This is a genomic window from Mesorhizobium sp. WSM4307 (assembly GCF_007003945.1).
GTDB lineage: Bacteria > Pseudomonadota > Alphaproteobacteria > Rhizobiales > Rhizobiaceae > Mesorhizobium.
The window spans coordinates 22712-34052 of the sequence record NZ_VFTB01000021.1; the positions used below are offsets into that span (position 1 = coordinate 22712).

Genomic DNA, 11341 nt, shown 5'->3' on the forward strand with positions numbered 1-11341 from the left:
ATGCGGCGGCTGGTCGTATCGAGTTTTGTCTCGCTGGACGGTGTCGTTGAAGGACCGATGGTGTGGGCGTCGCCCTTCTTCGACGGGCAGAACCAGGCGCACGCCTTGCAGGCGTTGTCCTGCGTCGACTTCTTCCTGCTCGGCCGCGTCACCTACGAGATGTTCTCGGCGCGCTGGCCTGACCTCAAGGGGCCCTACATGGACCGCATCAACGGCATGAAGAAGCTGGTCGCCTCGACGACGCTGAAATCGGTAGGCTGGAATGCCACGCTGCTTGACGGCGACGTCGCCGAATCACTCGCCGCGCTGAAGCGGCAGCCGGGCGGCGACATCTTGAAATACGGAGTGTCGCAACTTGACCGCACGCTGCTTTGCGCCGGGCTGGTCGACGAGTATCATCTGTCGATCGTGCCGACCCGCGTCGGGCACGGCAAGCGTGCCTTCGAGGATGTCGGCTCGATCAGCCTCGATCTGGCCGGCACGCATCGCTTCGACAATGGCGTGGTGACCCTGACCTATGTGCCGCGATGAACCAGCAGATCCGCAATCCCCCTGAGACGAGGCAAGGCATCGAGCTGCGGCTTGACCCCGAAGGCCTGTTCGACCTTCGCTATCGGGCGTTCCTGGAGACGGTCTCGCATCTGCGCGTCCGTCTCCACCGCTATTGCGCTCGCATGACCGGCTCGGCTCTCGACGGCGAGGACATCATGCAGGAGGCGCTGTTCGAGGCCTATCGCAAGATCGGGCTGCTCGACGATGCGCAGGCGCTGCGGCCGTGGCTGTTCCGCATCGCGCACAACAGGTGCATCGACTTTATCCGCACCCGCCGCACGCGGCTCAAGGCCGAAGCAGGCTATGCCAGCGATGAGATCGTGCTGCCCGTCGAACCCGCCGGTGCGGGCGCCGGCCGCGCCGTCGAACGGCTGGTGGTGCACCTGCCGCCGAAGGAGCGCGCCTGCGTGCTGCTCAAGGATGTCTTCGACCATTCGCTGGAGGAGATTGCCGGCCTGGTCGGCTCGACATCGGGTGGCGTCAAGTCGGCGCTCAATCGCGGCCGGGCCAAGCTCGCCGCCTTGCCGGCGCAACCGGTCGCGGCACCCAGGCACGACCCCGAACTGGAGCGGCTGCTGAGCCGCTATGTCGAGCTCTTCAATGCAAGGGACTGGGACGGGGTGCGAGCGCTGACCAGCGCCGACGCCCGGCTGCGGGTTTCGGACTGCTACGATGGCCTGCTCTCCGACTCGCCCTATTTCGTCGAGTATGAGCGTGGCGAGCCCTGGCGCATGCGGCCGGCTGTGGTCCAGGAGGAGGCAGTGCTGGTCGTCGACAGGCTCCATGGCGAGCTCTGGCGGCCAGCCTATTTCGTGCGCATCCATGCCGACGGCGGTGTCATTGACCGCATCGCCGACTATTATGCCTGCCCGTGGATCCTGGAGATGGTGGCTGCCGAAGGATGATGGATTTGTGGGGCAGCGTCTTCTCGCTGGGATCGGCTTTCCCGTTTATTTCACCGAGTCCGCGGCCGCCAGAATGACATCGGCCACTTCGCGCGGTTTGGAGAGCATGGGGACATGGCTGGTCGCAAGCTCGGTCACCTTGGCGCCGATCGCCTTGGCCATCGCTGCTTCAGCAGCCGGCGGTATCATCCCGTCATGCTTGGCGACGATGTAAAAGCTCGGCTTGGTCTCGTAGGCCGCCACGGCGAGCTTCTCATCGAAAATACCGGCAAAGGGCGGACCTTGCGTGGCTGCGATCACGCTGATCTCCTGCGGCGGCAGGTCCTGCGCGAAATATTTGGCGACGCCTTCGGCGCTTAGCCTGACATAGCCGCCGCTGTCGGGTTGCAGGGCGCTTGCCCAGGGCAGCGCCGGTTGCCCCTTGCCAAGATCGTTCACCGACAGGCCCTTCGGCAGCGCGAAGGCGGCGACGTAGACCAGCGCCTTGACCTTGTCGTCCACGCCCGCCTGGCTGATGACGACACCGCCCCAGGAATGGCCGACCAGGATGACCGGTCCCGGCTGGGCCTCGATGACGCGCCTGGTTGCATCAACATCGGCGGCAAGCGAGCTCAGCGGATTTTGCACCGCCACCACATTGAGCCCTTTGGCCTCCAGCAAGGGAATGACCTTGTTCCAGCTCGAACCGTCGGCAAAGGCGCCATGCACCAGCACGACCGTTTTCTTCGGCACGCCGGCGGCCGAAGCCGGTGCAGCCATCGCCATGAGGACGGCGGTTCCCGACAAGAGAAGATGCGACAGCGACATAGAATGGCTCCATTTTGTCGTGACGGGCGGTCTGGGAGGGACAACCCATCGGCTTCGTTTCACGAGATCGGTTTCAGCAGGCCCGAAATGGTGGCGCCGGGCGGTTGTTACCTGGAGAGGAAATCGGTGATGAGCTTGACCGTGGCATCCGGGTTTTCTTCCATGATCCAATGGCCGGATGCCGGCACGATGGCTCCCGTCACGTCCGACGCGACGAAACGCAGTGTATCGGCCTGTGTCGTGCCCGCCGATTTCTCCGCGCCGGCTGCCAGCACCGGCATGGGCAATTTGCCGCCGGTGGAAAGCATCGCCTGGTTGTCGATGGCGTCCTGGTCGAATGCCTTGAACTGTTCGAAGGCGTCATGCATGGCATGCGGCCGCGCGTAGAGTTTTGCATAGTGGACGCGCGTGGCCTCGTCGATCTTCTTCGGGTCGGCCGACAGTTCGTTGTAGAAGCGGTCGAGGTAGATGCGCTCGCGCCCCGCGACCAGGCGCTCCATGTCGGGGCCGCGGAAGTTGAAGTGCCAGAGCAGCGGGCTTTGCTTGATCTTGTCCCAGTCACCTATGCCCGGCAGCGGTGCGTCGATGACGACCCATTTGGTGATGCGCTTGGGATATTGCGCGGCCAGCGCATAGCCGACCATGTTGCCGATATCGTGCGTCACCAGCTCGGCCTTGTCGATCTTCAGCGCATCCATCACGCCGGCGATGTCGAGCGCCTGGTTCTTCTTGGTGTAGCCGCTGTCCGGATGCGCCGAAAGGCCCATGCCGCGCAGGTCCGGCACAACCACCGTGTGATCCTTCATCAGCTTTATCGCGACCGGCGCCCACATGTCGCCGGTGTCGCCGAAGCCGTGCAGCAGCACCACCGCGGGCCCTTGTCCGCCGACGCGTACATGCAGGCTGGTGCCGTTGGTCTGGATCGTCTGCGTCTTGAAGACGGTCGGAAACGGGATCACGCGCGCCGAGGCCGGAGCGGCGAGTGACAGCAGACCAACCACGATAACCAAAGGACGAAACATGATGCATTACCCCGAGCTTTTGCCGCCGCCACATGTTTCGCGGTCTTTCCGACTATGGCACCATGCCCTTGGTTTCGTTAGGCGTCGGTCGCCTGATTGTGAATTCGGGAAAGCCGAACAATGCTAAAGCTTGAAGCCGCCGCCGCATTTGTCGCCGTCACGGAATCCGGCTCGATCAGCGAGGCGGCCAGGCGCGTGGGCCTGTCCAAGTCCGTCGTCAGCGAGCGGCTGTCGGAACTCGAGCGCAGCCTCGGCACAAGGCTGCTGGACCGCACCACCCGCAAGCTCTTCATCACCGAAGCGGGGCGCGGTTTTTACGAGCGCGCCAGGCGCATCATGCAGGAGGTGGCCGATGCGAGAGCCGAGATCGCCGAAGATCGCGGCGAACTCGCCGGACCGTTCAGGATATCGGCGCCGACCAGTTTCGGCATCCTCCATCTCGGCCCGGCGCTGTATGGCTTCCTGGCCAGGCACCCGGGGATCGAACTGACGCTTGATGTCGACGATCGTTTCGTCAGCATGGTGGCCGATGGCTACGATGCCATTGTGCGTCACGGGCCGGTCGTCGATGGCGGGCCGGTCATCGTCAAGAAGCTGGCTTCCAGCCGTCGCTTCCTGGTGGCGTCACCGGACTATATCGAGCGGTTCGGACTGCCCGCGACCACCGACGACCTGAAACGCCACAAGGGCGTCATCTATTCCATCCGCGGTGCCGCCGACTGGCGGTTCAAGATTTCGCGGCGGCTGGTGACGATCCGCCCGCAAACCGCACTGCGCGTCAACAACGGGATCTTGATGCGCGACGCCGCGCTTGCTGGCCTCGGCCTGGCGCTGCTCCCTGCCTATTTCATCCGGACCGAGATCGCCGACAAGCGATTGACGGTCATTGATGTCGGCGCCGAACCTGAAGGGGCCACCATCTATATCGCCTGTCCCGAGGACCGGCGCGGATCCGCCAAACTGCGTGCGCTCACCGCATGGCTTCGCGATGCCTTTGGCGATCCGCCCTATTGGGAGGCGTGAACCGGCACCTCACTTCGCATCGTGAAAGATGATGCCGACCGTGTGGCGCATGCCTGACCGCAGGCGGCTGACTCCGTGGCGCAGGTTGACGCGGTAGTTGCCTTTCGTTCCCTGCACCGGCCGGTTGTGGACGGCGAAGGCCACCGCATCGCCCTGGCGCAAGGGCACCACCTCGACCCGGCTCTGCATGCGCGGCCGCTGTTCGGTCAGCGCGAATTCGCCGCCGGTGAAATCCTCGCCGGGTTCGGAGAGCAGGATCGCCACCTGCAGGGGAAAGGCGAGATCGCCATAGAGGTCCTGGTGCAGGCAGTTGAAGTCGCCGGGGACATATTGCAGCAGAAGCGGCGTCGGCCTGACCTGGCCGGCGGCATGGCATTGTTCGAGAAATTCGGCATGCGTGGCAGGGTAGCGCAGGGGGATCGCCATGCGCTCGTTCCAGCGGTTGGCGACCTCGGCCAGCCTGGGATAGAGCGCGCTGCGCAGGCCGCCGAGCAGGTCCGGCAAGGGATAGCGGAAGTAGCGGTATTCGCCCCTGCCGAAACCGTGCCTGGCCATGTGGATGTGGCTGCGGAAATGCTGTTCCTGGGGGTAGAGGCCGGCGATCTGCCGGCACTCTTCGGGCGCGAGCAGCTTTTCCATCACCGCGCAGCCGAAGCCGTCGAGCTCGGCGGCCAGCGCCGGCCAGTCGTATGCGGCGACGCGTGTTTCGGCGGCTTCCACAGCCGCTGTGGCAACCTTGGCGTGGGCGTTCATATCGCGGCCTCCTTGTCGAGCAGAGTGCGCTTGCGTTCGATGCCCCAACGGTAGCCCGACAGCGTGCCGTCGGCGCCGACAACGCGGTGGCAGGGAATGCCGAGCGCGATGGCGTTGGCGGCACAGGCGGTTGCCACGGCGCGCGCGCCGTTCGGCCGGCCAAGGCGCCGGGCAAGCGCGGTGTAGGTGATGGTGGCGCCGCAAGGGATGGCGCGCAGCACCTCCCACACCCTTTGCTGGAACGGCGTGCCGTGGCGCATGTCGAGCGGCAGGTCGAGGCCGGCGCTGGGCGTTTCGATGAAGCGGGCTATCGCCGCGAGATCATCGTCGAGAGCGCCCTTGTCTTCGACCAGCACCTTGCCGGGAAAGCGGTCGGCGAGGTCCTGCTCCAGCGCGTCGGCGTCGGAGCCGATCAGGATGGCGCAGACGCCGATCGAGCTGCGCGCCGCCAGGATCTTGCCGATCGCGGATTGGCCGACGGCGTAGGCGATGGTGTCGAGGGTGGCTATCGCCGCCGGTGTGGTTATTTGGGTTTGCAAGAGGTTCATTGCCCTGACTCCTTTGTCTGTGCCGGAACCCTACAGAGGCGGCTTTCCTCGCTCACTCCGGTGCTTGCTTTCAAATTCAAATCGCCTGTGTGAAGACCTCCGTCGTCGCGTTCCGTAGAGCGCTGACTTTTGAACAGTCTACATGTCACGCGACACGAATGACGAAGAGTTCGCCGAGCAAAAACACCTCGCCTGACAACAGCCGCAGCTCGATCTCGCCACTCGCAGTACGGCCCCATTCGGCCTTACCGGCATCGACCAGCTTGCCGATGGCGGCCAAGACCTGTGACTTCGCGTCGACGGCGGCGCCGTTGGCGATCTCGATGTTCGCACCGGCGGCGGAAGACCTTGCCATCGTGCGCATCGCCGGTCGTTACGCCCGCGAAGACCGGTAGGCCCTGTCGGCGGCCTTCGCCGATCCGCCGGCCTCGCGGTCGAGCAGCGCGCGCTTGCGTTCGGCGCCCCAGGCGTAGCCGGACAGGGCGCCATTCTTGCGGATTACGCGGTGGCAGGGAATGGCGACCGCATGGGCGTTGGCGGCGCAGGCGGCGGCGACGGCGCGGGTTGCCCTGGGCGCGCCGATGCGCTCGGCGATCTCGGCATAGGAAACCGTGCCGCCGACCGGGATGTCCTGCAGGGCTTGCCAGACGCGTTGCTGGAAGACGGTGCCGCGCACGTCGAGCGGCAGGTCGAGGCCGAGCCGTGGGGCCTCGACGAAGCCGACGACGCGGGCAACCAGCGCCTCGTAGTCGCGGTCGCCGCCGATCAGCCGCGCCTTGGGGAAACGGTCCTGCAGGTCGCGCACCAGCGCGTCCGGATCGTCGCCGAGCAGGATCGAGGCGACGCCCCTGCGGCTCGACGCGACCAGTATGGCGCCGAGCGAGGTCTCGCCGACGGCGAAGCGTATGTCCTCATTGGCGCCGCCCGCACGGTAGCGCGTCGGCGTCATGCCGAGCATGCCGGTGGATTTCTCGTAGAAGCGCCCGCTCGAATTGAAGCCGGCATCGTAGATCGCCACCGTGACGCTGGCGCCGTCCGCGAGACCCTGGCGGACCCGGGCGGCACGATGCGCGGCGGCATAGTCCTTCGGCGTCAGCCCGGTGATCGCCTTGAAGACGCGGTGGAAATAGCCGGCGCTGCGCCCGGCGGCTTCAGCCAGTTCAGCCAGCGATGGCTCTTCCTCGCTCTGTTCGATCCTGCGGCAGGCACCGGCGACCATCGCGGCATTGCCGGCCCCCAGCGAAGGGCCATCCGGATTGCAGCGCCGGCAGGCGCGAAAGCCGGTCGCCTTCGCCTGGGCCAGCGTGTCGTGCAACTGGACATTGACCGGATTGGCGCGGCGCGACGGGCAGGAGGGCCGGCAATAGACGCCGGTCGTCGCCACCGAATACCAGAATTGCCCGTCCGCCGATTTGTCGCGCGCGGCAATGCGCGCCCAGCGCGGATCATCAGCGACCGGCAGCGGCGTCGATTTGAGGTCTTTGGCGAGAGTGATGAACATGCCGCATTGAAGCCGCTGGAAGACGGCCCCGCCACCCGTTTCCTGCCAACAAAGAATATGACAAGATCGACCCGGAGGAGGTGCGATGGAAAACATTCGATCCCTTAAGACCGAAGCCGATTACGATTGGGCGATCGCCGAAATCACAAGATATTTCGACAACGAGCCGGAGGTCGGCTCGCTCGATGGTGACCGCTTCGATGTTCTCGCGACCCTGATCGAGGCATATGAGAACAAGCGCTACCTGATTGAGGCATCCGATCCCGTTGACGGGTCGCGTCCAGCCGGATTCAAAGACTCGCTGTAAGCCTTTGTTTTCGCGGCATGCCCCCAAAACCGATGAGCGTTTTGTGGGCGGCATGAACCGGTTCTCCTACGCCGCCCGCTTTGGCTCCACCGCGAACGGGCTGAGCCCGAGCCAGGTCTGCATCTTCTTGCCGATAGCCTGGTCGCCGGTCAGGGAAACCTTCGCGCCCGCCTTTTCGACGGTCAGCAACCCCATCCAGATCGCCGTCATCGTGTGCAGGTCGGTGGAGACGTAGAGGTCGACATCGAAGCCCGGGTCGTACCAGCACAGGTCGACCTCGCCGTGCTTTTCGACGATCAGCCACCACGAGCGTTTGGACGCCGGGAGATCCAGATACAGAAATTGTATCACCGTGCGTCCTTCGGGCAGCGGCGAGGGGTTCAGGTTGCGCCGCATGTCCCACATCAGCAGCGACGGATCGAGGTTCTTGAGCGACAGCCGGGACTCGACCCATTTCTGTCCCCAAAAACCCATCGCCTCGACGACGGGGCGCAGATCGCGGCCGGCCTCGGTCAGCCGGTAGTCGAAGATCGCTTTCTCGCCCGGCACCTCCTTGCGCTCGACGATCCCGGCCAGCTCGAGTTCCTTCAACCGTTGCGACAGAAGGGTCGGCGACATTTTGGGGACGCCGCGGCGCAGGTCGTTGAAGCGGGTCGAACCCGCCACCAATTCGCGCATCAGCACCATCGTCCAGCGGGTGCACAGCACCTCGGCGGCCATCGATAGCGGGCAGAACTGCTTGTATCCGTGCTGGGCCATGATCGGTGCACCTCCCTCGAAGCTGGCCGAACATTAGGCCTTCATGAATGAAGCGGCCAGTACGGAAACTGTACCGCCCCAGTACAGATCGCGGACTGGTTGGCGAGGGGCCGGCCATGCGAGCCCTTTGGCCGGTCGCACGGGATAGCCCTGTGCGCCGCAACCAGGAGACGACCATGACTGCTTACGTTATCGCGGACATCAAGATGAAGGATCCGAAATGGGTGCCGGGCTACGCGGCCTCGGTGCACGACATCGTCCACAAGCATGGCGGCAAATATCTGTCGCGCAGCGGCAATGTGAAGACGCTTGAAGGCAAGCCGCTCGACACCACGCTGATCGCCCTGATGGCGTTCCCGTCGGAAGCGGCGGCACGCGCGTTCACCAACGATCCGGCCTATGCGCCTTTCGTTTCGGCGCGTCAGGGCGGCAGCGACAGCCGCTTCCAGCTGATCGACGATACCGATCTGGCCGGAACGATCCCGTATCTGCCGAAGGGATGATGCTTCCCGGCAGTCGTCACATCGATTTCGGGACCTCCAAGCAGCAACAGCCACAGCGCTTGCCTGCCGGGCCGCCGTATTTTCGGCGACCGGCCAGCTGTGCTTTTTCAAGAAGAATGGAATGGACATGATATCAACTCTTCGCAACAGGCTCGTCAAGGCGGGGGCCATGATGGCCGTCTGCGCCTCCTTCGCACAGGCGCATCAGGAAGCGGCCGGAGCCGCGTCCGGCCCCAATCCACTGGCCGACAAGGTGCGGGCCGCCAACAGCCGGTTCCTCGACGTCAAGGCGGCGACGGCCGAGGGCTACGCGCCCATACCCTGCGCCAGCGGCATCACCGGTGGCGCCATGGGCATCCACTACGTCAACGGCCAATACCTGAAGGACGACAAGATCGACATCGCCCGTCCCGAGGCCGTGATGTACGAGCCGATGGCCGACGGAACGCGCAAGCTGGTGGCGGTCGAATACATCACCTCGAAGGGGCCGGCGTCGCTGGACGGCCAGCTGTTCAACTTCAACAGCGCCCCCAACCGCTATGGCCTGGGTGAATTCTACGAGCTGCATGTCTGGGCCTGGAAGGGCAACCCGACCGGCACCTTCGCCGACATGAACCCGAAAGTGTCGTGCGAACACACGATGGCACCGAGCCAGTAGCCGGCAAGGTCAGGCGGCGGCAATGCCGCCTGATCTCTACCGAGAGACGGCGGGGTGGTTCGCCTGGCCTCGGCCAGGCCCGGTCATTGCGGTGCCGGTTCGGGCAGAGGCAGGCGCGTCCCGACGGTATCGCGACTCGCCTCCGGCAGAACGAAACGCCCGGTCAGGTACCAGATTAAGGATACGACAAGTATCGAAAGGTAGCCGTCCACGGCATAGTGCCAGCCGGTGTAGACCGAGCCGAACAGGATGAGTGCGGCGAAGGACCAGCCGGCGACGGTCCAGCGGCGGCCGAAGCCGCTCAGGAACAACGCGTTGAGCGTGACGAAGGCGACATGCATGCTTGGCATGGCTGAAATGCCGCCGCCCAGTTCGGGGCGGCCGCTTGTGTAGGCTGTGAGCAGATAGCTGGCATACATATGGACCGGCGCGGCGTAGCCGTTCCGCGCCAGGGCGGTCTGCAACCCGGCAAACCGGTCGCCACCGTAGAACTGGTCGTGAAATATCGGGCCGGCGGAAGACAGCGCCATGGCCAGAACGGTGCCGCACAGGATCGTGGTCAGCGCGAGCGCCCACAGATAACGCAAACGCGCTGCCGGGTTGTTCCAGAAGGCGACGAACAGCAAGGTGCCGAACCATTGCACGTGCCAGCCATATCCATAGCCGATGAAGATGACAGCCGAAATGCGTTCGGGGACGACGCGGTGCACCCATGTCCAGGGATCGGCGCCATGCAGCCCAACATCAAGCTCCGCCAATATGCGGTCGGCATAGAATGGCACGATGTCGGGGATGGCAATCTTGAAGGCAGTGAAGGCGGTAATGCCGAGAAAGGACAGCAGGATCACCGGTGCGGCGCCCAGCCAGCGCTGCCTGAGCATGTCGAGCATGAACCGCGTCGGGCTATGCCTGGCAAATGTCAGCGCCATCACGCCGAGGCCGGCCGCAAGAAGCATAGGCAGGAAGACGACGAATGGCTCCGCGTAGGATTGCGCCAGGTGCAGATAGCGGCCCGGCTGCAGGCAAAGCGCGGCCAGGGCATAGGCCAGGCACAGGGCGGTCAGCATCCACCCGCTCCTGGTCGCGGCGATGTCCAGGTCAAAAACGCCAAGCGGCCGGCGCTCGCCGTTCCGCTGCGCGGTGTGCGCACTCATTGAGGAAAACCCGCCAATTGCCCAAGCATTAACAGGGGTATTTCGCCGATGAAGTATTACTATTCAATTACACTTTGGGTTGATAAAAAATACAAATATTGGATGGTTATATTTCTTCCCTTTCCGTCAAGGATTCGTTGACGAAGATGTCATCGTCGAATGCAGAAGTAGCGACCGCGCCGAAGCGGTTTCCAAACCCGAAAGGTTGCCGGGCTTCGGCCGCAGTCGAAGCGGGCCACCGCCTGGCCGGCGATGGCCCTGCGGATCAGGCGGCCCTGATCAGGCCGAGATGGGTCAGCGCGGCGACGCCGTCGTCGAGGCCGATCTCCTCGACGATCCTGCCGTCGATCACTTTCAGCACCGTGGTGCCGGTGAAGCGCATGGCGCGGCCGGTAGCGGCAGGCAGCGAACCGGCGAGGAAATCGCCGAAAGCCGGGCCGGTATGCGTGCCGCCGCCCTCCCACTGGCCGACGACGTAGTCGCCCTCGGCGATGAGATCGGCGGTGGCCCAGAAGTTGAGATCCGGGAAGGCGGCGCGGAAATCGGTCATGAAGGCCTTGATGTCGTCTCGGCCCCGGCGCGGCTCGTGCAGCGAATATTTGAGCAGCATGTCGGGCGCGGCGATGTCGTCGACGACGGACAGGTCGCAGGTTTCACCCCAGAAGTCGGTGAACCATCTGACGACGACGGCCTTGTTGTCTTCCTGTTTGGTCATTGGGAGCGTCCTTTCGTGTTTGGCTGGGGTCATCCGCGGTGCCGCTGATGACCTTGGCCATCCCTAGGCCCATCGGGGGAGCGCAAAACTCCGGTTCTTGCCGGCCAATCGAAAGACGGGGTGCCAGGAATATT

Annotated in this window: 15 protein-coding genes; 6 read left to right on the forward strand and 9 right to left on the reverse strand. The window is 64.4% G+C overall.

Features of this window, described 5'->3' with window-relative positions; genetic code table 11:
• On the forward strand, positions 1-531 hold the full coding sequence (locus FJV83_RS34275) for a dihydrofolate reductase family protein (protein ID WP_095773747.1): 531 nt from the start codon (positions 1-3) through the stop codon (positions 529-531).
• Complete coding sequence (locus tag FJV83_RS34280) at positions 528-1457, forward strand: sigma-70 family RNA polymerase sigma factor (protein WP_142886722.1); 930 nt, start codon at positions 528-530, stop codon at positions 1455-1457. Before FJV83_RS34275 ends, FJV83_RS34280 begins: the two co-directional genes overlap by 4 nt.
• 45 nt (positions 1458-1502) lie before the next feature.
• Here the strand turns inward: FJV83_RS34280 and FJV83_RS34285 are convergent, their stop codons facing one another.
• Both FJV83_RS34285 and FJV83_RS34290 read right to left on the reverse strand, forming a co-directional pair.
• Entirely contained in the window at positions 1503-2264 is a 762-nt protein-coding gene (locus FJV83_RS34285) for an alpha/beta hydrolase (RefSeq protein WP_142886721.1), read from the reverse strand.
• Between the two features lie 107 nt (positions 2265-2371).
• A complete protein-coding gene (locus FJV83_RS34290) occupies positions 2372-3286 on the reverse strand; it encodes an alpha/beta hydrolase (protein ID WP_095790693.1) in 915 nt (304 codons plus the stop codon).
• 120 nt (positions 3287-3406) lie between these two features.
• On the opposite strand from FJV83_RS34290, the gene FJV83_RS34295 reads away from it, so the two are divergent.
• Positions 3407-4309, forward strand: a complete 903-nt coding sequence (locus tag FJV83_RS34295; RefSeq protein ID WP_142886720.1) for a LysR family transcriptional regulator — start codon at positions 3407-3409, stop codon at positions 4307-4309.
• A gap of 9 nt (positions 4310-4318) precedes the next feature.
• On the opposite strand, the gene FJV83_RS34300 is transcribed toward FJV83_RS34295, so the two are convergent.
• The 4 genes from FJV83_RS34300 to ada all read right to left on the reverse strand — a co-directional run bounded on the left by FJV83_RS34300 (position 4319) and on the right by ada (position 7111).
• Positions 4319-5062, reverse strand: coding sequence for a 2OG-Fe(II) oxygenase (locus FJV83_RS34300; RefSeq protein ID WP_142886719.1), 744 nt, complete (start codon positions 5060-5062; stop codon positions 4319-4321).
• Positions 5059-5610, reverse strand: a complete 552-nt coding sequence (locus tag FJV83_RS34305; protein WP_142886718.1) for a methylated-DNA--[protein]-cysteine S-methyltransferase — start codon at positions 5608-5610, stop codon at positions 5059-5061. Before FJV83_RS34305 ends, FJV83_RS34300 begins: the two co-directional genes overlap by 4 nt.
• Before the next feature lie 145 nt (positions 5611-5755).
• The gene (locus FJV83_RS34310) at positions 5756-5965 is read right to left on the reverse strand and encodes a hypothetical protein (protein ID WP_245437606.1); all 210 of its coding nucleotides are present in this window, start codon (positions 5963-5965) and stop codon (positions 5756-5758) included.
• Between the two features lie 18 nt (positions 5966-5983).
• Positions 5984-7111, reverse strand: a complete 1128-nt coding sequence (gene ada, locus FJV83_RS34315; RefSeq protein WP_142886717.1) for a bifunctional DNA-binding transcriptional regulator/O6-methylguanine-DNA methyltransferase Ada — start codon at positions 7109-7111, stop codon at positions 5984-5986.
• An 85-nt stretch (positions 7112-7196) separates the two neighbouring features.
• Between ada and FJV83_RS34320 the strand changes: the two genes are divergently transcribed.
• Entirely contained in the window at positions 7197-7418 is a 222-nt protein-coding gene (locus FJV83_RS34320) for a transcriptional regulator (protein WP_095773755.1), read from the forward strand.
• Between the two features lie 66 nt (positions 7419-7484).
• On the opposite strand, the gene FJV83_RS34325 is transcribed toward FJV83_RS34320, so the two are convergent.
• Positions 7485-8177, reverse strand: a complete 693-nt coding sequence (locus FJV83_RS34325; RefSeq protein WP_095773756.1) for a helix-turn-helix domain-containing protein — start codon at positions 8175-8177, stop codon at positions 7485-7487.
• A gap of 176 nt (positions 8178-8353) precedes the next feature.
• Between FJV83_RS34325 and FJV83_RS34330 the strand changes: the two genes are divergently transcribed.
• On the forward strand, positions 8354-8680 hold the full coding sequence (locus FJV83_RS34330; protein WP_095774007.1) for a DUF1330 domain-containing protein: 327 nt from the start codon (positions 8354-8356) through the stop codon (positions 8678-8680).
• 121 nt (positions 8681-8801) lie between these two features.
• Complete coding sequence (locus FJV83_RS34335) at positions 8802-9338, forward strand: hypothetical protein (RefSeq protein ID WP_185973441.1); 537 nt, start codon at positions 8802-8804, stop codon at positions 9336-9338.
• 83 nt (positions 9339-9421) lie between these two features.
• On the opposite strand, the gene FJV83_RS34340 is transcribed toward FJV83_RS34335, so the two are convergent.
• On the reverse strand, positions 9422-10492 hold the full coding sequence (locus FJV83_RS34340; protein ID WP_095773757.1) for a phosphatase PAP2 family protein: 1071 nt from the start codon (positions 10490-10492) through the stop codon (positions 9422-9424).
• Positions 10493-10757: 265 nt separating this feature from the next.
• Positions 10758-11207, reverse strand: a complete 450-nt coding sequence (locus FJV83_RS34345; RefSeq protein ID WP_095773758.1) for an ester cyclase — start codon at positions 11205-11207, stop codon at positions 10758-10760.
• Between the last annotated feature and the right edge of the window lie 134 nt (positions 11208-11341).

Bases quoted from the DNA above. Each gene is read 5' to 3' on its own strand.
- FJV83_RS34320 (WP_095773755.1), top strand. From the start codon at position 7,197: ATGGAAAACATTCGATCCCTTAAGACCGAAGCCGATTACGATTGGGCG.
- FJV83_RS34285 (WP_142886721.1), bottom strand. From the start codon at position 2,264: ATGTCGCTGTCGCATCTTCTCTTGTCGGGAACCGCCGTCCTCATGGCG.
- FJV83_RS34275 (WP_095773747.1), top strand. From the start codon at position 1: ATGCGGCGGCTGGTCGTATCGAGTTTTGTCTCGCTGGACGGTGTCGTT.
- ada (WP_142886717.1), bottom strand. From the start codon at position 7,111: ATGTTCATCACTCTCGCCAAAGACCTCAAATCGACGCCGCTGCCGGTC.
- FJV83_RS34325 (WP_095773756.1), bottom strand. From the start codon at position 8,177: ATGGCCCAGCACGGATACAAGCAGTTCTGCCCGCTATCGATGGCCGCC.
- FJV83_RS34335 (WP_185973441.1), top strand. From the start codon at position 8,802: ATGGACATGATATCAACTCTTCGCAACAGGCTCGTCAAGGCGGGGGCC.
- FJV83_RS34310 (WP_245437606.1), bottom strand. From the start codon at position 5,965: ATGGCAAGGTCTTCCGCCGCCGGTGCGAACATCGAGATCGCCAACGGC.
- FJV83_RS34305 (WP_142886718.1), bottom strand. From the start codon at position 5,610: ATGAACCTCTTGCAAACCCAAATAACCACACCGGCGGCGATAGCCACC.
- FJV83_RS34340 (WP_095773757.1), bottom strand. From the start codon at position 10,492: ATGAGTGCGCACACCGCGCAGCGGAACGGCGAGCGCCGGCCGCTTGGC.
- FJV83_RS34300 (WP_142886719.1), bottom strand. From the start codon at position 5,062: ATGAACGCCCACGCCAAGGTTGCCACAGCGGCTGTGGAAGCCGCCGAA.
- FJV83_RS34330 (WP_095774007.1), top strand. From the start codon at position 8,354: ATGACTGCTTACGTTATCGCGGACATCAAGATGAAGGATCCGAAATGG.
- FJV83_RS34345 (WP_095773758.1), bottom strand. From the start codon at position 11,207: ATGACCAAACAGGAAGACAACAAGGCCGTCGTCGTCAGATGGTTCACC.
- FJV83_RS34280 (WP_142886722.1), top strand. From the start codon at position 528: ATGAACCAGCAGATCCGCAATCCCCCTGAGACGAGGCAAGGCATCGAG.
- FJV83_RS34290 (WP_095790693.1), bottom strand. From the start codon at position 3,286: ATGTTTCGTCCTTTGGTTATCGTGGTTGGTCTGCTGTCACTCGCCGCT.
- FJV83_RS34295 (WP_142886720.1), top strand. From the start codon at position 3,407: ATGCTAAAGCTTGAAGCCGCCGCCGCATTTGTCGCCGTCACGGAATCC.